This window comes from Nocardia cyriacigeorgica (assembly GCF_010858045.1).
Lineage (GTDB): Bacteria > Actinomycetota > Actinomycetes > Mycobacteriales > Mycobacteriaceae > Nocardia > Nocardia cyriacigeorgica_E.
Genome location: NZ_JAAGVC010000002.1, coordinates 325841 through 344727 on the forward strand (window position 1 = coordinate 325841; position 18887 = coordinate 344727).

Genomic DNA, 18887 nt, shown 5'->3' on the forward strand with positions numbered 1-18887 from the left:
GCGAGGCGGCAAAATTGGGCGCATGGCAATCCTCCCTATCGTCATCGTCGGCGATCCCGTTCTGCACAACCCGACCGAGCGGGTGACTCAGTCGCCGGAGGAGCTGGCCGGGCTGATCGCGGACATGTACGAGACGCTCGACGCGGCCAATGGCGTAGGTCTGGCCGCCAACCAGGTGGGGAAGCCGCTGCGGCTGTTCGTCTACGACTGCCCGGATCAGGCCGCCGACGGCACCGTCACCCGGCGTCGCGGCGCGGTGATCAACCCGGTGCTGGAGACCTCCGAGATCCCCGAGACCATGCCCGATCCCGATGACGACGAAGAGGGCTGCCTGTCGGTGCCCGGCGAGCAGTTCCCGACCGGCCGGGCCGAGTGGGCCAAGGTCACCGGCATCGACGAGCACGGCCAGCCGGTGGAGATCGAGGGCAAGGGTTTCTTCGCCCGGATGTTGCAGCACGAGGTCGGCCATCTCGACGGCTTCCTCTACGTCGACGTGCTGATCGGCCGCAATGCTCGCGCCGCCAAGAAGGCGATCAAGCGCAATGGCTGGGGCACACCGGGTTTGAGCTGGCTACCCGGCACCGTGCCGGATCCGTTCGGGCATGACTGATTCCGCAGGTATTCCGCTCGGTCGCCGGGTGGTCATGCGGTATCTGCTGCCGGAGGGCTACCCGCAGCCGATGACGGATGTGATCGGCGAGTTGGTCTCACTCGACCCGCCGACGGTGCGCGGCGCCGACGGCCAGGTGGTGTCGGTGTCGACCGATCGCGTCGTCGCGTTGAAAGCGCTGGGCCCCAGGCCGATCCGTACCGGCGAGATCCGCGCGCTGGAGGCCGCGGCGGCCGACGGCTGGCCCGGCGCCGAGCACGCCTGGATCGACGGCTGGCTGGTGCGCGCCGGTAACGGCTACACCGACCGCGCGAACTCCGCTGTCCCCCTGGGCAATTCCGATGGACCACCGCTGGTTTCGGCCGACGCGCTGCAGCGGATCGGTGCCTGGATGGCCGAGCGTGGCCTGCCGTTGCGGCTGCAGCTGCCCGACCGGCTGGCGCCGCCGCCGTCGGGCTGGCACACCTGGGGCGAGACGGCGGTGCTCGGGATCGATCTGGACAACTTCGTGCTGCCGCGTGGTCCGTCGATGGTGCGCATCGCCCCCGCCCCCGATGCGGCGTGGCTTGACCTGCATCGCCGCCGCGGGGAGGAACCCGGCGATCCTGCCGCACCGCTGCCCGATCTCGATGTACTCACCTCGGTTCGGGCGGGTGAGGTCGGCTTCGCCTCGCTCGGACTGCCCCAGCCCATCGCGATCGGCCGTGGCGCGCTCACCATCGCCCCGGACGGCAGGCATTGGATCGGGCTGACCTGCGTGGCGACGGCGGCTCAGCATCGCAGGCACGGCTTGGCCTCGCTGGTGTGCGCCGAGCTGATCCGCTGGGGTCGCGACCGCGGCGCCACCCACGCCTACGTGCAGGTGGAGGCCGACAACGCGGGCGCGCTCGCGCTGTACCGGGAGCTCGGCTTCCTCGACCACCATCACTACCGCTACGCCGCCCCCGGCCCCCGCATCCCGGTGGTCCGGTAGAACGGGATCAGGCCGTTCATTCACCTCTCTTCGACAAGGAACCCCGTGCGCCTCGCGACCTGGAACGTCAACTCGATCCGCTCCCGGATCGACCGAGTCGCGGCCTTCCTCGACCGCCAGGACATCGACGTGCTGGCCATCCAGGAAACCAAATGCCGCGATGACCAGTTCCCCTACGACCGCTTCGACGAGCTCGGCTACGAGGTGGCGCATCTGGGCATCAATCAGTGGAACGGGGTGGCCATCGCGTCCAGAGTCGGGCTGGCCGATGTGGAGTTGGCGTTTCCCGACCAGCCCGGCTTCGACAAGAACGCGGGCGAATCGCTGATCGCCACCCCGGTGGTGGAATCGCGCGCCATCGGCGCCACCTGCGGCGGAGTGCGGGTGTGGAGCTTGTACGTGCCCAACGGCCGCGCACTCGACGACCCGCACTACGCCTACAAGCTGGAATGGCTGGCCACCCTGCGCGATAACGCCGCCCGCTGGCTCGCCGAGGACCCGCAGGCCAAGATCGCGCTGGTCGGCGACTGGAATATCGCCCCCACCGACGACGACGTCTGGTCTCCGGAGTTCTTCGCGGGCAAGACCCACACCTCCCAGCCCGAACGCGACGCGTTCGCCGCCGTCCTCGACACCGGCTTCGCCGACGTCATGCGCCCCTTCGCGCCCGGCCCAGGCGTCTACACCTACTGGGACTACACCCAGCTGCGTTTCCCACGCAAAGAGGGCATGCGCATCGATTTCGTCCTCGCCTCCCCCGCGCTCGCGGCCACCGCCACCGACGCGGTGGTCGATCGTGAGGAGCGCAAGGGCAAGGGCGCCAGCGACCACGCGCCGGTGATCGCCGAGTTCACCGGCTGAGCACGCCGGTAGCGCGCAGTCCGAGGCTGCGGCGACCGGTCGCGGCACTGATACCGTTGGCGCATGAGTACCGAATCCGCGGTGCGGCCGCGTGCGCAGCATCTCGGGCCACAACGGCGCAGGCCGCAGGTGCTCGACGCCGCCTTGGCCATCGCCATCGAACAGGGCATCGCGGCCGTCACCATCGCCGCGGTCGCCGAGCGGATGAACGTCACCCGTCCGGTGGTGTACGCGTGCTTTCCCGATCGGGTGGCGCTGATCGAGGAGTTGATCCGGCGCGAGGAGGGCTACGTCGCCGACGGGGTGTTCGGCGCATTGCGCGAACGGGACGTCGACGCCGGCGAACCCGTCTTCGTCGAGGGCTTCCGCGCCCTGCTCGAGGTGGTCGCGGCCCGGCCGGAATCGTGGCTGCTGCTCTACGGCAACCCGGACCCGGCCGTCGCTGGTTCGTTCGGCCGTGGCCGCGCGCTCGTCGTGCAGCGCTGCACCCGGCTGCTGCGCCCGACGCTGCGGGCCTGGGGCATCGAGGACGCCGACCGTAAGCTTCCGGTCCTGGTCGAGCAGTGGATCTCGGCCGGTGAGGGCGCGGTGCGCAGCCTGCTCGCCGATGACGGGCAGTGGACGCCCGAGGAACTGGGCGCGTTCGTCGGCGCCGCGGTCTACCGGGCGCTGCGCAACGCCTGAGCCGGGTCGCGAGCACCTCCCATCGCGAGCCGCCCCTGACACCAGTGGTCGCGGCATACGATGGAACCGGCTGTCCGTCCGTTCGGCGGGAGGTGTGGTCATGGCTTTCTATCGGCAGGTGGGGTCGGTGCCGCCGAAGCGGCATACCCAGCATCGCGACGATCAGGGGCGCCTGTTCTATGAGGAGCTCATGGGTGAGGAGGGCTTCTCCGGCGACTCCTCGCTGCTGTATCACCGCGGGCTGCCGCCGGCGATCGTCGAGACGGCGGTATGGGAGCTGCCCGATCAGTCGACGACCCCCAATCATCCGCTGCACCACCGGCATCTGCGGCTGCACGAGCTGTTCCCCAGCGACAGCTGGGCCGAGGTCGACGTGGTCACCGGGCGCCGATTGCTGCTCGCCAATGCCGACGTCCGCCTGTCCTACGTCGTCGCGGGCACCGCCTCTCCGCTGTACCGCAATGCCATCGGCGACGAGCTGGTCTATGTGGAATCCGGCGCCGCCGTGGTGGAGACGGTGTTCGGCGCGCTGCCCGCCCGGCAGGGCGATCAGGTGCTGATCCCGCGGGCCACCACCCACCGGTGGCTGCCGATCGGGCCCGACCCGTTGCGCACCTATGTGATCGAGGCGTCGAGTCACATCGCGCCTCCGAAGCGCTATCTGTCGAAATACGGTCAGCTGCTGGAGAATTCGCCGTACTGCGAACGCGATCTACACGGCCCGGCCGAACCGCTGCTCGCCGTCGGCACCGACATCGAAGTGCTGGTCAAGCACCGGCCGGGTGCACAGATCGCCGGCACCAGGATGGTGTACGCGACTCACCCGTTCGATGTGGTGGGCTGGGATGGCTGCCTGTATCCGTTCACCTTCAATATCAGCGATTTCGAACCGATCACCGGACGGGTGCATCAGCCGCCGCCGGTGCATCAAGCCTTCGAGGGCACCAACTTCGTGGTCTGCAATTTCGTGCCGCGCAAGGTCGACTATCACCCGCTGTCGATCCCGGTGCCCTACTACCATTCCAATGTCGATTCCGACGAGATCATGTTCTACTGCGGCGGGAACTACGAGGCCAGGCGCGGCTCGGGCATCGGGCAGGGCTCGATCTCGGTGCATCCGGGCGGCTACGCGCACGGTCCGCAGCCCGGTGCGTACGAGGCGAGCATCGGAGTGGAATTCTTCGACGAGCTGGCCGTGATGGTCGACACCTTCCGCCCGCTCGAACTCGGTGAGGGCGCGCTGGCCTGCGAAGATCCCGGTTACGCGTGGACCTGGTCCGGGCGGGGCCCGCGGTGAAGACGCGCATCGAGGTCGCGCCGGATGCACCGTTCGGACCCGAGCATCTGCCGTACGGGGTGTTCGCGCCGGGGGGCGACGAATACCGCGTGGGGGTGCGGGTGGGCGATCACGTCATCGATCTGGCCCTCGCCCTGGACGATCCCGTCTTCGCCCGGCCCGATCTCAATGCCTTTCTGGCGCAGGGCCCGCAGCGGTGGGCGCAGGTGCGGGAGCGGGTGCGCGGACTGGTCGAGGGCGAACTCTCCGCCGATGCGGTCTGCCCGCTGGCCGCGGCGCGGCTGGCGCTTCCGGTGCGGATCGGCGACTACGTCGATTTCTACGCCAGCATCGACCACGCCACGAATCTGGGAAAGCTGCTGCGCCCGGGATCCGAACCGCTACTACCGAATTGGCGGCACCTGCCGGTCGGGTATCACGGCAGGGCCGGAACGGTCGTGGTATCCGGCACCGATATCGCGCGTCCGCGCGGGCAACGGCGAACGGATTCGGGCACACCGGATTTCGGGCCTTCGCGGCGGCTGGATATCGAGGCCGAGCTCGGGTTCGTGGTCGGCGTCGGTTCCCCACTCGGCAGCTCGATCAGTACCGCCGCCTTCGCCGAGCATGTCTTCGGCGTCGCGCTGATCAACGACTGGTCCGCCCGCGATATCCAGGCCTGGGAATATCAGCCACTCGGGCCCTTCCTCGGGAAATCCTTCGCGACGTCGATGAGCGCGTGGATCACCCCGCTCGCGGCCCTGGAATCGGCCCGGATATCGCCACCGCCGCAGGATCCGGCGCCCCTGCCCTACCTGCGCGAAACCGAACCATGGGGCCTCGATATCGAGCTGGCCGTGCATTGGAACGGCGTTCCGGTGTCGCATCCGCCGTATGCCCGGATGTACTGGTCACCGGCCCAAATGCTGGCGCATCTCACCGTCAACGGCGCCGCCACCCGCCCCGGCGATCTCTACGCGTCCGGCACCATCTCCGGCCCCGCCGTCGGGGAACGTGGTTCGTTCATGGAACTGTCCTGGGGCGGCACCGAGCCGATCAGCCTGGACGGCGCCGAACGCACCTTCCTGCTCGACGGTGACGAGGTCACCATCACCGCCACCGCACCGGCGGCCGACGGTACCCGTCTCGGACTCGGCGAAGTCACCGGACGGATCCTGCCCGCGCACGAATGACTCCGCCGGCACGGTGGCGGGCCTCCTGTCTCGATCTGCCCGATCAGCCGGCCGCCGCTGCGCCGTTCAGCGGAAACCGCGATGAATTCCGCGCGAGCGCGCAGTCTGAATCGATAAGGCCAGTTCATCGAGCGGGAGGACACCGATCATGCAGAAGATCGTCACCAACCTCTGGTACGACGGCAACGCCGAGGAAGCCGCCGAATTCTACTGTTCGCTGTTCCCGGACTCCACGATCATCCGGGTGCTGCGGTTCAGCGACAGCGGGATGGGTGAACCGGGAGCGGTCATGACCGTCGACTTCGAACTCGCCGGTCAGCGCTTCACCGCCATCAACGGCGGCGGCGAGTTCCAGTACACCCACGCGATGTCGCTGCTGATCAATTGCGACAGCCAGGACGAGGTCGATCGGCTCTGGGACGCCCTGCTCGCCGGCGGCGGCAAGGAGATCGAATGCGGCTGGCTCTACGACAAGTACGGAGTCCCGTGGCAGGTGTGGCCCACCGAAGCCGATGAATTGCTCACCGGCGATCCGGCCGCGGTCGACCGCGCGACCGCGGCGATGCTGAAGATGAAGAAGATCGACCTGCGGGCGATGCGCGCCGCCTACGAGAACGCCTGATCTGCTCACCCGGTGCGGTATCCGGCGGTGAGTTCGGATGCCGCGCCCAGGTCTGCTCCGGGCGCGCAGCGGGGCGGGTATGGTCGGGCGGGTACGAATCACGCCAACGGGGGCTCGCACCAGCGGGCTGAGAGGACGGCTAGCCCGATGCCGGGCGGATCAGGGCCGTCGACCGTATGAACCTGACCGGGTAATGCCGGCGTAGGGAGGAAAAATATGGGTTCCACCGGCCGTTCCGCGACCACCGCAGGGGTCGACACGGTGACCACCGGCCCGATCGAGGGCAGCGTCAAGCACTACGAAGAGGTCGAGGCCGACGGGCTGACCTTGCGCATCCCGGTGCGCCGGATCAATCTGACCACCGGCGCGCACTTCGACGTCTACGACACCTCGGGCCCGTACACCGACGACACCGCGACCATCGACCTCGAAGCCGGCCTGCCCAAGCTGCGCGACGAATGGCCCAAGCCGCAGATCGACGGCCCGCGCACCCAGCTGGCCTGGGCGCGGGCGGGCATCATCACCGCAGAAATGCGCTATATCGCCGCGCGCGAAGGGGTTTCACCGGAACTGGTGCGCGACGAGGTCGCCGCGGGCCGCGCGGTGATCCCCGCCAACCACCGCCATCCCGAATGCGAGCCGATGATCATCGGCAAGAAGTTCGCGGTGAAGATCAACGCCAATATCGGCAACTCCGCCGTCTCCTCCTCCATCGCCGAGGAGGTGGAGAAGATGGTGTGGGCCACCCGCTGGGGCGCCGACACCATCATGGACCTGTCCACCGGCAAGAACATCCACGAGACCCGCGAGTGGATCATGCGCAACTCGCCGGTCCCGGTGGGTACGGTGCCGATCTACCAGGCGCTGGAGAAGGTCAACGGCGATCCCACCAAGCTGACCTGGGAAATCTACCGCGATACCGTCATCGAGCAGTGCGAGCAGGGCGTCGACTACATGACGGTGCACGCGGGCGTGCTGCTGCGGTATGTGCCGCTGACGGCCAAGCGCGTCACCGGCATCGTCTCGCGCGGCGGCTCGATCATGGCGGCCTGGTGTCTGGCCCACCACAAGGAGTCGTTCCTCTACACCCACTTCGAGGAACTGTGCGAGATCCTGGCCCGCTACGACGTCACCTTCTCCCTCGGTGACGGCCTGCGCCCCGGTTCCATCGCCGACGCCAACGACGAGGCCCAGTTCGCCGAGCTGCGCACTCTCGGCGAGCTCACCAAGATCGCGAAATCGCATGGTGTGCAGGTGATGATCGAAGGCCCCGGCCACGTGCCGATGCACAAGATCGTGGAGAACGTGCGGCTGGAGGAGGAGCTGTGCGAGGAGGCGCCGTTCTACACTCTCGGCCCGCTGGCCACCGATATCGCCCCGGCCTACGACCACATCACCTCGGCCATCGGCGCCGCGATCATCGCCCAGGCCGGCACCGCGATGCTGTGCTACGTCACGCCCAAGGAGCATCTGGGCCTGCCCAACCGCGATGACGTCAAGGTCGGCGTGATCACCTACAAGATCGCCGCGCACGCCGCCGACCTCGCCAAGGGTCATCCCCGCGCCCAGCAGCGTGACGACGAATTGTCCAAGGCCCGTTTCGAATTCCGCTGGGTCGACCAGTTCAACCTGTCGCTGGATCCGGACACCGCCCGCGAATACCACGACGAGACCATGCCCGCCGAGCCGGCCAAGACCGCGCACTTCTGCTCCATGTGCGGCCCGAAGTTCTGCTCCATGCGCATCTCCGCCGACGTGCGCGAATACGCCGAGAAGCAGGGCCTCACCGATGTGGAGGCCATCGAGGCGGGCATGGCGGAGAAGTCCGCGGAGTTCGCCGACGCAGGCAAGAAGGTCTACCTGCCGGTCGTTTCCTAGCAGCACCGAGAAACGCACGCCCCCGGCCGGATTCGGCCGAGGGTGTGCGTTTGTTTGTCAGCTGGCCGGACCCGCGGTCCATTACCATACCGACAATCGGCAATGACTCGATCAGACGCGGATAGGTGTGGGTATGGACGGCCAGGAAATACGCCAGGCGAATCTCCCCCGAACAGAACCCGCTGCACCGCGGCGTGGTTCGGCATCGGAGGCGCCTGAACGACCGTCTCGACCGCGCGGTGCGATGGACCGCAAGCAGAAGATCGGTTTCGCACGACGCGCCGCTACCGCGCAACTAGCCGGGCTGCCCGGTGTCATCAAGACGACGCTGGGCGTCGGCGGCCGCTCGACAGCGGTGGAGCTGCCCGAGGCGCCACCGGACAGCAGACTCACCCGGCGTGCCTTCGAGCTGGCCGAATCCGTCTACTGCGGTGAACTACAGCAGCACTGCCTGCGCTGCTGGTACTTCGGCACAGCGTTCGCACAGATGGCCGGACACCGCTTCGACCCAGAGTTGCTCTTCGTCGCAACGCTGCTGCACGACATCGCGCTGACCGATCCGTATCGGCCCACGCCGGAGCAGTCACCATGTTTCGCCGCACACGGCGGGACGGTGGCGCGAGCGCAACTGCTGACGTGGGGAGCCGCGGCTGAATTCGCCGACCTCGTCGAGGAGGCCATCGACCTGCACATGGACGTCAGAGTGGATCCCGCGCAGGGGGTGGAGGCGCACCTGTTGCACGCCGCCGCGCACCTCGATGTCGCCGGCAGCCGGATCGGCGATCTGCCACGTGCACTTCTGGCCGACATCGTGCGGATCCACCCCCGCGACCGGTTCACCGACTCCTTCCTCGTCGCCATGCGACGGGAGGCGCACGAGCGACCGGATTCTCGAGCGGCGGTGATGTGGAAGCTGGGCATGCGAATTCCGGTGCAGTTGAATCCACTGAACAAGTCCCTGTCCAGTTGACATACACCGAGCGGCATGAGCTCCGTATGGCGGCACGCGACGGCGGCTTCTACTGTTCGAAGCGCTGATCCACGAAGTCGGCGAATGCGACCTTGCCGGGGATGGCGCCTGCCTCGGTGAAGGCGTCGGCGATTTCCTGTTCGGAGGCGACCACCTCGTCGGTCAGCGGGATCGGCTCTTTGATCGAGCGGGTCCAGGTGGTGCGGGAGGCGTCGACGGGGATGGCGGTCAGTTCGGCGTACTTGGTGGACCACAGCTCGAGGTTGTCCGACGACCACTTGGTGGCCGCGGCGTAGCGGGTGAAGAAGTCGCGGATGGCAGCCGACTTTCCTGGGTCGTCGACGGCCTTGTTCGAGGCGACCCAGAAGTTGTAGCCGTTGGCGGCCTGATCGGCGGAGGCGATGGACTTGGCGCCGACCTCCTTTTCCGCGATGGCGGTGTAGGGATCCCAGACCGCCCAGGCGTCGACGTCGCCGCGGGTCAGCGAGGCGTAGCCATCGGCGGGCGCCAGGTAGACCGGTTCCACATCGTCCAGGCTCAGGCCCGCTTTCTGGAGTTGCAGCAGCAGGTTCGCGTTCGCCGAGCTGCCCTTGGTGACGGCGACCTTCTTGCCCTTCAGATCGGCCACCGAGGCGACCTTCGAGTCCTTGCCGACGAGAATCGCATCGCCCTTACCGGTGGCCGCCAGCGCGCCGACGATCTTGATATCGGCATTCGCGGCGGCACCGAAGATCACCGGGGTATTGCCGGTCTGCGCCAGATCGATGCCCCCGGCTCCGGCCGCCTCGATCAGCGGCGGGCCGGCGGTGAAGGTGGAGAACTCGATCTTGTACGGCAAATTCTCCAGCTGGCCGGAGGCCCGCAAGAGCACCTCGATCGAAATGGCCTTCTGATCCCCGACTTTCAAGGTCACCGCACTGAGGTCCACCGGGCCGCTCGGCGCGGGCGCGGCCTCCTCACCGCATGCGGAGGTGGCGAAGACAGCGGCGGCCACCATGGCCGCACCTGCGAGCCGGAATATCGAGAGTCGTTTCACGAGAACTGCTTTCCTGCGTAGTGGAGCGGGTGGATCAGGCGTCGACGCCGAGTAGCCGCAGCAACCGGGCGACGTGCTCGGCGGCCTCCGGCGACGAATGCGGGCGCGGACGGGCGAGATCGATGCGGACCTCATCGGCGATGCGGCCGTGCTCTAGCACCAGCACACGATCGGCCAGTGCGACCGCCTCCGCGACATCGTGGGTGACCAGCAGCACCCCGAATCCGCGTTCGGCCTGCAACCGCAGCAGTAGATCGTGCATGGCCAGGCGGGTCAGCGCGTCAAGGGCGCCGAACGGTTCGTCGAGCAGCAGCAATGTCGGGTGCGCGACCAATGCCCTGGCCAGGGCGACGCGCTGGGCCTCACCGCCGGAGAGGGTGAGCGGCCAGGCCTCGGCGCGCTCGCGCAGATTCACCTGCTCGAGCAGCTGCCGGGCGATCTTCTCGTCGGCCCGGCGATTACGCGGGCTCGGCCGCCCGAGCGCGACATTGCGCACGACCGGAAGCCACGGAATGAGCCGCGCCTCTTGGAAGACGATCGTCGGCTGCGCCTGCACCGTCACTGTTCCGCGATCGGCCTGTTCGAGGCCGCCGATGATCCGCAGCAGCGTCGACTTCCCGGAGCCGCTGCGCCCGACCAACGCGACGATCTCACCGGCGGCGATCTCGACGTCGACGCCATCGAGCACGCTGCGCCCGCCGAAGCTCTTGTCCAGGCCACTGATTCGAGCCGCCGCACGCGCGGCCACTTGCTGGGTGACGGTCATGGTTGAACCCCTCGGTCGACGGACGGACGCCAGCGCAGCGCACGTTGTTCGAGCGCGCGCACGATCGCATCGGTGGCGAGCCCGAGCAGGCTGTAGATGAGCAGCCCGAAGATCACGATGTCGGTGCGCAGGAATTCGCGGGCATTGTTGATCACGAAGCCGAGGCCGGCGCTCGCGTTGATCTGCTCGGCCACGATCAGCGACAGCCAGGCGATGCCGAGGCTCTGCCGCGCACCGACCAGGATCTGCGGCAACGCACCGGGCACGATGAGCAACCGCAGGCGTTCGGACAGCGACAGCTGCAGGGTGCGGCTCAGCTCCAGCAGCTTCGGATCCAGCTGACGAATACCGGCGAAGGTATTCAGGTACAGCGGGCAGAACACACCGAGGGCGATCAGGTAGATCTTCGGTTCCTCGCCGATCCCGAACCAGATGATGAACAGCGGGATCAGCCCGAACAGCGGGATGGTTCGCACCATCTGCAATGGCGGATCCAGCACGTATTCACCGGTCGTGCTGATTCCCGCGAGGATGCCGAGCACCAGCGCGAGCACCGCGCCGAGCAGGAATCCGTACAGCGCCCGCTCGCCCGACACCAGCAGCGCCTCGCCCAGTTGCCCGGACCGATACAGCTCCAGCCCGGCGTCGAGCACCACCGAAGGCGCGGGCAGTTTCTTCGCCGACACCCACCCACTGCTACTGGCGATCTGCCAGATCACCAGCAGCGCGATCGGAGCCAGTGCACGCAGGAACCCCGGACGTCGATACAGCGGAACCCGCTGCTCGGCCCGCTCGGTGCGCCTCTCCATAAGCATTCGTGCATGATGCGGGCCGGCGCGGGCCCGCCGACAGGGTTGTACTCAGGGTGAATCGATCGCGCGGCCGGTCGGCCGTTTCGTCCCCGTAGAGTCACGCTCCGATGACTTACTATCCGCCGCAGAAGAATCCGCCGTCCGAGGGGCCCGCTGGAAATCCACCGCCCGCGAACTCACCGCACCCCGGGTTCGGTCCCGCGCCGGCGCAGTATCAGTACCCGCCGCAACCGTACGGTCCGCCGCAGCTGCCGCCCGAGCCGACGTCGACGCGGTCGTCGGCCCCCAGATCCAGCACGTCTTCGACACCCTGCGCGGATAGCGCGTGACCGCTCGTTAATGACAATGGTTATCATTAGCGGATGACCACAGCGCAACTACCCGTCACCGTCCTGTCCGGATTCCTCGGCGCGGGCAAGACCACCCTGCTCAACCACATCCTGGCCAACCGGGAGGGTCGCCGGGTCGCGGTGATCGTCAATGACATGAGCGAGGTGAATATCGACGCCGCGCTGGTCGCCGGGCAGGGGCATCTCGATCGCACCGAGGAGAAGCTGGTCGAGCTGACCAATGGCTGCATCTGCTGCACCCTGCGCGAAGATCTCATCGAGGCGGTGGCCCGGCTGGCCGGGGAGGGGCGGTTCGATCAACTCGTCATCGAGTCGACGGGCATTTCCGAACCGATGCCGGTCGCTGCCACCTTCGACTGGGAGTTCGAGGACGGGTTCAGTCTCGGATCCGTCGCCCGGCTCGACACCATGGTCACGGTGGTCGACGCCTCGACCTTCCTCGCCGAGATCGCCCGCGGGCAGGCGCTGGCCGAACGGAATATGCAAGCGGGTGAGGGCGATGAACGCGGAATCGCCGATCTGCTGGCCGATCAGGTGGAGTTCGCGGATGTGCTGCTGATTAACAAGACCGACCTGGTGAGCGAGAGCGCGGCCGGAGCCGTGGAGGCGGCGGTGCGGCGAATGAACCCGCGCGCCAAGGTCTTACGAACCCGCCACGGCGTGGTCGAGCTGAGCGAAGTATTGAACACCGGCCGCTACGACCCCGTCGCAGCAGCCTCCACCGAAGGCTGGGCGGAGGAGCTGGCCGGCGGTCACGTCCCGGAGACCGAGGAATACGGCATCAGCAGCCTCACCTACACCGCCGAACGCCCATTCCATCCGCAGCGGTTGTCCGAGGCGCTGGAACAACTGCGCGGCCTGCTGCGCAGCAAGGGTTTCTGCTGGATCGCGAGTCGATCCGACCTTGCCGCCATCTGGTCGCAAGCCGGGCCGAATCTGGTATTCGAACCGGCCGCGTGGTGGTCCTCGCTCGAGATCCCGGCCGGGCAGGAGATCGTCTTCATCGGCATAAAGCTCAATCGCGACCATATTCGAGCCCTACTCGACCGCGCGCTGCTCACCGACGCCGAAATGGATGCGGGCCCGCAGGCCTGGGCGAGCTACCCCGACCCGTTCCCCGCCTGGGGCGAACTCCACGAACACGCCTGAGCCGCCTCCCGCACGGCGACGGCCCAGGTCCGGCGGCGGGACCTGGGCCGGTGCGCGAGGATGTCAGCTCAGCTTCTCGAAGAACTGCCGGATATCGCCGGTCAAGACCGCCGGCGCCTCGTGTGCGGCGAAATGCCCTGCGGCGTCATTGGGTCCGCCGACGACCGAAACGACATCGTAGGAATTCCAGCTGACGATATTGCTGTGGTCGCGTTCGGCGAATCGCCGCATCGACTGGAAATCGCCCGTGAACATGGCCAGCGCGGTCGGCGTCGTGGTCGGCTCCGCGGGCTGCTCGCTCGCGTGGGCCTGCTCGTAGTAGAAGCGAATCGAGGTGGGGCCGGTGCCGGTCAGCCAGTACAGCGCGATGTTCGCGATCACGAACTCCTTGTCCAGGCTCTCGCCGAACAGCTGCGCATTCCATCCGAGCAGCCCGAGCAGGGAATCCGCCAGCGCGTACGCCAGGGTCTGCGGCTGCTGGCTGCAGAAGACGTTGAATCCCATCTTGTTGTCCTGGAACCACTTCAGATGTTCGAGCGCCGCCAGGTCGTCAGCGGAAATGCCCTCGAACTCGGCCGGATCGCCCGACGGGAACGAGAACAGCTGGGTGACGTGCACGCCGACCACCCGATCTGGCGCGATCCGGCCGATCTCCGGCGAGATCATCGAGCCGCCATCGTTGCCGATCGCCCCGAACCGCTCATAGCCCAGCTGGGTCATCAGCTCCACCCACGCCTTGGCCGTGCGCTGCACGTTCCATCCGGTGCTGCGGGTCGGGCCGGAGAAACCGAACCCGGGCAGCGATGGGATCACCACGTGGAAGGCGGGTGCGTCGGGCGATTCCGGCGCGGTCAGCAGCTCGATGACGTCGAGGTATTCCAGCACCGAACCCGGCCAGCCATGGGTGAGGATCACCGGCAGCGCGTCCTCGCGCTCGGACCGGACGTGCAGGAAGTGGATGCTCTCACCGTCGATGTCGGCGATGAACTGAGGGTAGGCATTGAGCCGCGCCTCCACCGCCCGCCAGTCGAACTCGTCGAGCCAGTATTCGGCGAGCCCGCGCACCCGATCGCCCGGCACGCCATAGGAATCGCCGACGCCGGGCAGCTCGTCCGGCCACAGGGCGCGCTGCAACCGCTCGGTCAGGTCGTCGAGGCGGGCCTGCGGGATGTCGACGGTGAAGGGACGGACGGTCATGGCGAGCTCCTCGGTATTGGAACGGAATGTTTCGTTCTGTTCACACCGTAACAGAACGGATCATTCCGTTTCAAGTGCTAGCCTGAAGCCATGCCGAAAACATCCGACGCACCAGCTCAGAAGGGATTGCCCGGCCGCAAGGCCCAGGCCGCCCGCAATGACAGCATCATCCTCGACGCGGCCCGGGCGGTGTTCCTCGCCGATGCCGCCGCGCCGATCTCGGCCGTCGCCGAACGCGCCGGCGTCGGCATCAGCGCGCTCTATCGCCGCTATCCGAGCAAGGACGTGCTGCTGCGCACCCTCTGTTACGACGGCCTGCGCCGTTACAACACCGAAGCCGAAGCGGCACTGGAGGATTCGGATGGCTGGCGCGGTCTCGTCGGTTTCCTGGAGCGAGTGGTGGACGCCGATGTCCACTCCCTCACCGTGCGTCTGGCGGGAACGTTCACGCCGGACGATTCGATCGTGCCCGACGTGCAGCGCTCCGGTGAGCTGACGTCGGAACTGGTCCGGCGGGCCCACGCCACCGGCCGGCTTCGCCCCGAGGTGACCGACCTCGACCTGGGATTGGTGCTCGACGCCTGCGCTGCCGTCGGCACCCCCGAACCCGAACGCACCAGACAATTGCGTCGACGAGTACTCGCCCTGCTGGTCGAGGGCATGGCCGCCGCAGGCGAACTACCCGGTCCCGCACCGCAGCCGGGAGAGTTCGCCTGGCGCTGGCAACCGCGCACCGGCCGGTGAGCATCAGTTCGAGATGCCGACCGCCCGATGCAGATAGGTGCGGTCGGTGAGCTGATCCAGCATGAAATCGGCAATGTCGGCGCGTGAGATCTTCAGCGACAGCCCGGCTTCGTCGCCAGCGAAGCCCTGCCGATAGGTGCCGGTCGCGGGCCCATCGGTGAACGCACTCGGGCGCACGATCGTCCAGTCGAGATCGCTGGCGCGCACATACTCCTCCTGGCGGACGTGGTCGTTGTAGGCCGGCCGCAGCACCAGGCCGAACAGGATGTACTTCCACAGGAAGTTCAGGTTGGGCCTGCTGTCGCCGACACCGAGGGTGGACTGGCAGATCAACCGCTTGACGCCGTTGCGGCGCATCGCCTCGATGACGGTGCGCGTCCCCTCGGCCCGCACCACCCCCTTGCGGCCGTTGCCGAGGGAGATCAGCACCGCGTCCTGACCCGCGACGGCGCCCTCGACGGCGGCCGGGTCCAGCACGTCGCCCTCGAGCACCCGCAGGTTGTCGTGGGTGGTGCTCACCCGGCTCGCGTCGCGCGTGAGGACGGTGACCTCGTGGCCCTGCCGCAAGGCCCGTTCGAGGACGTGGCGGCCGAGGGTACCGGTGGCTCCGAAGATCGCGATTCGCATGGTGTTCTCCTGAATTCTCGAAAGCTGTTGTTTCGTTGGTGAATCCAGTACACCCGCAGCGATCGAGACGTTCCATGGTCTGCGATCTCGCAAACATAAGCGGGCGTCTCACTCCCGCTCATGATCGCTGGGCTTCAGAACCTCAGGCCCGGCCGAGCGCGAGCGCGACATTGTGCCCGCCGAAACCGAACGAATTGGTCAGCGCGTAGTCGATCCGCTGCGGACGCGCCGCGCCGGCGACGATATCGAGGTCGACGTCCGGATTCTCCAGATTGAGCGTCGGCGGCACGACCTGTTCGCGCAGCGTCAGGGCGGTGATGATGGTTTCCAACGCACCGACCGCGCCGATGGAGTGCCCGAGGGCCGATTTCGGAGCGTAGATCGACGCCGTCGGCGTGACCGCGGTGATGGCATTGGCCTCGGAGGCGTCGCCGATCGACGTCGACGTGGCGTGCGCGTTGACATGCTGGATATCCGAATCCGTCAGTCCCGCGGTGCTGATCGCCTTCCGCATCGCGCGTGCGGCACCGTTGCCCTCCGGTTCGGAGGCGACGATGTGGTAGGCGTCGGAGGTGATGCCCGCACCGAGCACCCTGGCGTGCGGGCGCGCACCTCTGGCCCGGGCGTGGCGCTCGGATTCGAGCACGACCAGCGCTCCCGCCTCACCGAAGACGAAACCGTCACGATCCCGGTCGAACGGCCGCGACGCGCGTTCGGGCTCGTCGTTGCGGGTGCTCATGGCCCGCATCATGGCGAAACTCGCGATCGGCACCGCATGGATATGGCCTTCGACGCCGCCCGCGACGACCACGTCGGCCTCGCCGGTACGGATCAGCCGCCAGGCATGCGCGATCGCCTCCGACCCCGACGAACATGCTGAGACCGGAGCGTAAACCCCTGCCCTGGCGCCGATTTCGAGACTCACCGCGGCGGCCGGACCGTTCGGCATGACCATCGGGACGGTCATCGGCGCCACCTTCCGATAACCGCCCGCGCGCATCGCGTCGACCGCGTCGATCAGGGCGTCACCACCACCGAGGCCGGTACCGATGACGACCGCGAGCCGCTCGCCGTCCACCTCCGGCGCGCCGGCCGCCCGCCACACCCGGCGGCCGAGTACCAGCGCCAGCTGTTCCACATACGAATGCCTGCGCTGCTCGACCCTGGTCAGCTCGCCCGCCGGATTCTCGGCCAGTTTGCCGCCGATCCGGACCGGAAGGCCTTCGGCGAAGTCGTCGTCCAGCGGGCCGATGCCGGTGCGGCCGCGCAGCAGCTTCGACCAGGTCGCGTCCATATCGGCGGCCAGCGAGGTGGTGGCCGCGTACGCCGTCATGACCACGCCGTCCGTCGTCACCGGAGTTTCTGAAGCGACTGTTACATTCACGATTGACATGGATACCTGTACCAATCGCTACAGTCAACCCATGGCCCGCCCTCTCGACCACGCCAAACGCACCGAGCTCCTGGCCGCCGTGGTGCGGTATATCGCCGAGCACGGCCTCGCCGACCTGTCACTTCGCCCGCTCGCCGCCGAGCTGGGCACCAGTTCACGGATGCTCATCTACTACTTCGAGACCAAGGAGAATCTGCTGGTCCAGGCGCTGGCGACACAACGACCCGATATCGCCGCCCTGTTCGCCGGCATCACCGATGCGGCCGCACTGCGGGAGCGGCTGTGGGATTTCTGGGTCGCGAACAGCGCGGGCGAGGGCGTCACCAGCGTCAAGGTGATGATGCAGGTGCTCGGCGCGGCGTGCGCACCCCACGGTCCGTACGCCGGTTACGCCGAGGAGGCCATCGGCGTCTTCGTGCAGAGCCTGTCCGCGGGCCTGCGCCGCGTCGACACCATCGACGACCCGGAAGTCGTTGCCACCCTGCTGATTTCCGGGCTGCGCGGCATCCTGCAGGACCGGCTCATCACCGGCGATGCCGACCGCACCGACCGCGCGGCCCGCCGCCTGATCGAGCACACCGTGCGCTGATTCCGGTCCGCCGTTTCTGTCGGTACCCACTGCCATACTGCCGGCATGGCTGAATCCGGTAGCACCCCAGATACCAGCAAGACCATTTCCTACGACGATCCCGACGCCCCCTGGAATCGGGAGTATTCGCCCGAGGAGGTCGCCACCTGGAACGACGACATCATCCGCGAGTTCCGGGAGAACGGCGGCGCGGTCGGCGGCGATTACGCCGGCTCCACCCTGCTCATCCTCACCACCACCGGCGCCAAATCCGGCCGCCCCCACACCGTCGTCCTCGGCGCCCTCTACCGCGACGACACCCTCTATGTCAGCTCCTTCATCGAAGACCGCTACCCCGCCTGGTATCACAATGTCCGGGCGAACCCCGAGGTAACAGTCGAACTCGGCCCCACCACCTACCGAGCCACCGCCGAAGCGCTCACCGGCGAACGCTACGACGAATTCGCAGCCTGGGCGCTCCGCGAGAACCCACTGTTGGCCGACTACCAATCGAAGGTGTCGAAGCCGCTACCGCTGGTGGTGCTGACGCTGGTTGAGCCGATCGAGGCGGGCAAGTCCGAATAGCCGGGCTCGAGGTCTGGTCGCAGTCCTCCCTGATGGCTCGACGACGACGCCGACTGCACCGCCCGTCCGGCTCGGGGTGACGTGCGAAACCGCCGACCGGCACCCCGATAAGGTGGGCGGGTGGAATTGCTGCCCTTGGTACCCAGTGGTCGGACGCCGGTTCGGGCGCTCACTATCGCCGGAACGGACTCGGGTGGTGGGGCCGGGATTCAGGCGGATTCGCGGACCATGGCGATGTGCGGGGTGCACGCATGTGTGGCGGTGGCAGCGGTGACGGTGCAGAACTCGGTGGGGGTGAGCGGGTTCCACGAGATTCCGCCGCAGATCGTCGCCGATCAGGTGCGGTCGGTGGTCGGGGATATCGGAGTGGGCGCGGCGAAGACCGGAATGCTGGCGTCGACGCCGCTGATCAGGCGCACTTCGTCGAGGTTCGGCGTGACGATGGTGGCAATCGGGAACAGCGTGTTGCGCACCGCGTCCAGCGCCTCTTCGTGCAGCAGCGGATCACCGTGCATCGAGGCCGCCACCGGGTCAACCACCAGCGGAATCTCCCCGTCCCGCCCGATACCGACCTCCCGGCAGACCCCCGCCAC

The 18887-nt window shown here is 67.6% G+C and carries 20 protein-coding genes and 1 pseudogene; 14 read left to right on the top strand and 7 right to left on the bottom strand.

Annotation, left to right across the window (positions count from 1 at the left end; genetic code table 11):
* Nucleotides 1-22 precede the first annotated feature (22 nt).
* The 9 genes from GV790_RS03820 (at nucleotide 23) to GV790_RS03860 (ending at nucleotide 9067) form a co-directional block, all read left to right on the top strand.
* Entirely contained in the window at nucleotides 23-610 is a 588-nt protein-coding gene (locus GV790_RS03820) for a peptide deformylase (protein WP_138449983.1), read from the top strand.
* Nucleotides 603-1583: an N-acetylglutamate synthase, CG3035 family gene (locus GV790_RS03825; protein ID WP_163810469.1), complete on the top strand. Its 981-nt coding sequence runs from the start codon at nucleotides 603-605 to the stop codon at nucleotides 1581-1583. The genes GV790_RS03820 and GV790_RS03825 overlap by 8 nt, the downstream gene beginning before the upstream one ends.
* A gap of 45 nt (nucleotides 1584-1628) precedes the next feature.
* Nucleotides 1629-2444 carry an exodeoxyribonuclease III gene (locus tag GV790_RS03830; protein WP_163810471.1) on the top strand — a complete coding sequence of 272 codons (816 nt, stop codon included), beginning with the start codon at nucleotides 1629-1631 and terminating at the stop codon, nucleotides 2442-2444.
* Nucleotides 2445-2507: 63 nt separating this feature from the next.
* Nucleotides 2508-3128, top strand: coding sequence for a TetR/AcrR family transcriptional regulator (locus GV790_RS03835; protein WP_163810473.1), 621 nt, complete (start codon nucleotides 2508-2510; stop codon nucleotides 3126-3128).
* A 100-nt stretch (nucleotides 3129-3228) separates the two neighbouring features.
* Nucleotides 3229-4425 carry a homogentisate 1,2-dioxygenase gene (locus GV790_RS03840; RefSeq protein WP_163810475.1) on the top strand — a complete coding sequence of 399 codons (1197 nt, stop codon included), beginning with the start codon at nucleotides 3229-3231 and terminating at the stop codon, nucleotides 4423-4425.
* Nucleotides 4422-5597, top strand: a complete 1176-nt coding sequence (gene fahA, locus GV790_RS03845) for a fumarylacetoacetase (RefSeq protein ID WP_163810477.1) — start codon at nucleotides 4422-4424, stop codon at nucleotides 5595-5597. Before GV790_RS03840 ends, fahA begins: the two co-directional genes overlap by 4 nt.
* Nucleotides 5598-5745: 148 nt before the next feature.
* Nucleotides 5746-6219, top strand: a complete 474-nt coding sequence (locus tag GV790_RS03850; protein ID WP_163810480.1) for a VOC family protein — start codon at nucleotides 5746-5748, stop codon at nucleotides 6217-6219.
* A 216-nt stretch (nucleotides 6220-6435) separates the two neighbouring features.
* Nucleotides 6436-8097, top strand: a complete 1662-nt coding sequence (gene thiC, locus GV790_RS03855) for a phosphomethylpyrimidine synthase ThiC (RefSeq protein WP_178127494.1) — start codon at nucleotides 6436-6438, stop codon at nucleotides 8095-8097.
* A 244-nt stretch (nucleotides 8098-8341) separates the two neighbouring features.
* Nucleotides 8342-9067: an HD domain-containing protein gene (locus GV790_RS03860; protein ID WP_163810482.1), complete on the top strand. Its 726-nt coding sequence runs from the start codon at nucleotides 8342-8344 to the stop codon at nucleotides 9065-9067.
* 49 nt (nucleotides 9068-9116) lie between these two features.
* Here the strand turns inward: GV790_RS03860 and GV790_RS03865 are convergent, their stop codons facing one another.
* Genes GV790_RS03865 through GV790_RS03875 form a run of 3 tightly spaced genes read right to left on the bottom strand, consistent with a single transcriptional unit; the run spans nucleotide 9117 to nucleotide 11684 of the window.
* Nucleotides 9117-10103: an ABC transporter substrate-binding protein gene (locus GV790_RS03865; RefSeq protein WP_163810484.1), complete on the bottom strand. Its 987-nt coding sequence runs from the start codon at nucleotides 10101-10103 to the stop codon at nucleotides 9117-9119.
* A 34-nt stretch (nucleotides 10104-10137) separates the two neighbouring features.
* Nucleotides 10138-10869 carry an ABC transporter ATP-binding protein gene (locus GV790_RS03870; protein ID WP_163810486.1) on the bottom strand — a complete coding sequence of 244 codons (732 nt, stop codon included), beginning with the start codon at nucleotides 10867-10869 and terminating at the stop codon, nucleotides 10138-10140.
* Complete coding sequence (locus tag GV790_RS03875; protein ID WP_228815173.1) at nucleotides 10866-11684, bottom strand: ABC transporter permease; 819 nt, start codon at nucleotides 11682-11684, stop codon at nucleotides 10866-10868. Before GV790_RS03875 ends, GV790_RS03870 begins: the two co-directional genes overlap by 4 nt.
* A 359-nt stretch (nucleotides 11685-12043) precedes the next feature.
* On the opposite strand from GV790_RS03875, the gene GV790_RS03880 reads away from it, so the two are divergent.
* The gene (locus GV790_RS03880) at nucleotides 12044-13180 is read left to right on the top strand and encodes a GTP-binding protein (RefSeq protein ID WP_163810488.1); all 1137 of its coding nucleotides are present in this window, start codon (nucleotides 12044-12046) and stop codon (nucleotides 13178-13180) included.
* Nucleotides 13181-13243: 63 nt separating this feature from the next.
* On the opposite strand, the gene GV790_RS03885 is transcribed toward GV790_RS03880, so the two are convergent.
* Nucleotides 13244-14377: an epoxide hydrolase family protein gene (locus GV790_RS03885; protein ID WP_163810491.1), complete on the bottom strand. Its 1134-nt coding sequence runs from the start codon at nucleotides 14375-14377 to the stop codon at nucleotides 13244-13246.
* A 90-nt stretch (nucleotides 14378-14467) separates the two neighbouring features.
* On the opposite strand from GV790_RS03885, the gene GV790_RS03890 reads away from it, so the two are divergent.
* Nucleotides 14468-15121: a TetR/AcrR family transcriptional regulator gene (locus tag GV790_RS03890; RefSeq protein WP_163810493.1), complete on the top strand. Its 654-nt coding sequence runs from the start codon at nucleotides 14468-14470 to the stop codon at nucleotides 15119-15121.
* 3 nt (nucleotides 15122-15124) lie between these two features.
* Here the strand turns inward: GV790_RS03890 and GV790_RS03895 are convergent, their stop codons facing one another.
* Nucleotides 15125-15748: an NAD(P)-dependent oxidoreductase gene (locus tag GV790_RS03895; protein ID WP_163810495.1), complete on the bottom strand. Its 624-nt coding sequence runs from the start codon at nucleotides 15746-15748 to the stop codon at nucleotides 15125-15127.
* A gap of 142 nt (nucleotides 15749-15890) precedes the next feature.
* Nucleotides 15891-17141 (bottom strand): KasA/KasB family beta-ketoacyl-ACP synthase, encoded by a 1251-nt coding sequence (locus GV790_RS03900; protein ID WP_163810498.1) that lies wholly within the window; start codon nucleotides 17139-17141, stop codon nucleotides 15891-15893.
* 31 nt (nucleotides 17142-17172) lie between these two features.
* Between GV790_RS03900 and GV790_RS03905 the strand changes: the two genes are divergently transcribed.
* The 3 genes and pseudogenes from GV790_RS03905 to GV790_RS03915 all read left to right on the top strand — a co-directional run.
* Nucleotides 17173-17730 carry a TetR/AcrR family transcriptional regulator gene (locus tag GV790_RS03905; protein WP_163810500.1) on the top strand — a complete coding sequence of 186 codons (558 nt, stop codon included), beginning with the start codon at nucleotides 17173-17175 and terminating at the stop codon, nucleotides 17728-17730.
* 45 nt (nucleotides 17731-17775) lie between these two features.
* A complete protein-coding gene (locus GV790_RS03910) occupies nucleotides 17776-18294 on the top strand; it encodes a nitroreductase/quinone reductase family protein (RefSeq protein WP_163810502.1) in 519 nt (172 codons plus the stop codon).
* A 120-nt stretch (nucleotides 18295-18414) separates the two neighbouring features.
* Nucleotides 18415-18706 (top strand): annotated as a pseudogene (locus tag GV790_RS03915) (bifunctional hydroxymethylpyrimidine kinase/phosphomethylpyrimidine kinase); the annotation flags it as partial.
* Here GV790_RS03915 and GV790_RS31840 read toward each other — a convergent pair.
* On the bottom strand, nucleotides 18630-18809 hold the full coding sequence (locus GV790_RS31840; protein WP_375139365.1) for a bifunctional hydroxymethylpyrimidine kinase/phosphomethylpyrimidine kinase: 180 nt from the start codon (nucleotides 18807-18809) through the stop codon (nucleotides 18630-18632). The pseudogene GV790_RS03915 and the gene GV790_RS31840 sit on opposite strands and share 77 nt — an antisense overlap.
* Between the last annotated feature and the right edge of the window lie 78 nt (nucleotides 18810-18887).

What these genes read in the sequence shown, in the direction of transcription:
- GV790_RS03820 (WP_138449983.1), top strand. Translation starts at nt 23, where the DNA reads ATGGCAATCCTCCCTATCGTCATCGTCGGCGATCCCGTTCTGCACAAC.
- GV790_RS03825 (WP_163810469.1), top strand. Translation starts at nt 603, where the DNA reads ATGACTGATTCCGCAGGTATTCCGCTCGGTCGCCGGGTGGTCATGCGG.
- GV790_RS03835 (WP_163810473.1), top strand. Translation starts at nt 2,508, where the DNA reads ATGAGTACCGAATCCGCGGTGCGGCCGCGTGCGCAGCATCTCGGGCCA.
- GV790_RS03840 (WP_163810475.1), top strand. Translation starts at nt 3,229, where the DNA reads ATGGCTTTCTATCGGCAGGTGGGGTCGGTGCCGCCGAAGCGGCATACC.
- GV790_RS03850 (WP_163810480.1), top strand. Translation starts at nt 5,746, where the DNA reads ATGCAGAAGATCGTCACCAACCTCTGGTACGACGGCAACGCCGAGGAA.
- thiC (WP_178127494.1), top strand. Translation starts at nt 6,436, where the DNA reads ATGGGTTCCACCGGCCGTTCCGCGACCACCGCAGGGGTCGACACGGTG.
- GV790_RS03860 (WP_163810482.1), top strand. Translation starts at nt 8,342, where the DNA reads ATGGACCGCAAGCAGAAGATCGGTTTCGCACGACGCGCCGCTACCGCG.
- GV790_RS03870 (WP_163810486.1), bottom strand. Translation starts at nt 10,869, where the DNA reads ATGACCGTCACCCAGCAAGTGGCCGCGCGTGCGGCGGCTCGAATCAGT.
- GV790_RS03875 (WP_228815173.1), bottom strand. Translation starts at nt 11,684, where the DNA reads ATGCTTATGGAGAGGCGCACCGAGCGGGCCGAGCAGCGGGTTCCGCTG.
- GV790_RS03880 (WP_163810488.1), top strand. Translation starts at nt 12,044, where the DNA reads ATGACCACAGCGCAACTACCCGTCACCGTCCTGTCCGGATTCCTCGGC.
- GV790_RS03885 (WP_163810491.1), bottom strand. Translation starts at nt 14,377, where the DNA reads ATGACCGTCCGTCCCTTCACCGTCGACATCCCGCAGGCCCGCCTCGAC.
- GV790_RS03890 (WP_163810493.1), top strand. Translation starts at nt 14,468, where the DNA reads ATGCCGAAAACATCCGACGCACCAGCTCAGAAGGGATTGCCCGGCCGC.
- GV790_RS03895 (WP_163810495.1), bottom strand. Translation starts at nt 15,748, where the DNA reads ATGCGAATCGCGATCTTCGGAGCCACCGGTACCCTCGGCCGCCACGTC.
- GV790_RS03900 (WP_163810498.1), bottom strand. Translation starts at nt 17,141, where the DNA reads ATGTCAATCGTGAATGTAACAGTCGCTTCAGAAACTCCGGTGACGACG.
- GV790_RS03905 (WP_163810500.1), top strand. Translation starts at nt 17,173, where the DNA reads ATGGCCCGCCCTCTCGACCACGCCAAACGCACCGAGCTCCTGGCCGCC.
- GV790_RS03910 (WP_163810502.1), top strand. Translation starts at nt 17,776, where the DNA reads ATGGCTGAATCCGGTAGCACCCCAGATACCAGCAAGACCATTTCCTAC.
- GV790_RS31840 (WP_375139365.1), bottom strand. Translation starts at nt 18,809, where the DNA reads ATGCACGGTGATCCGCTGCTGCACGAAGAGGCGCTGGACGCGGTGCGC.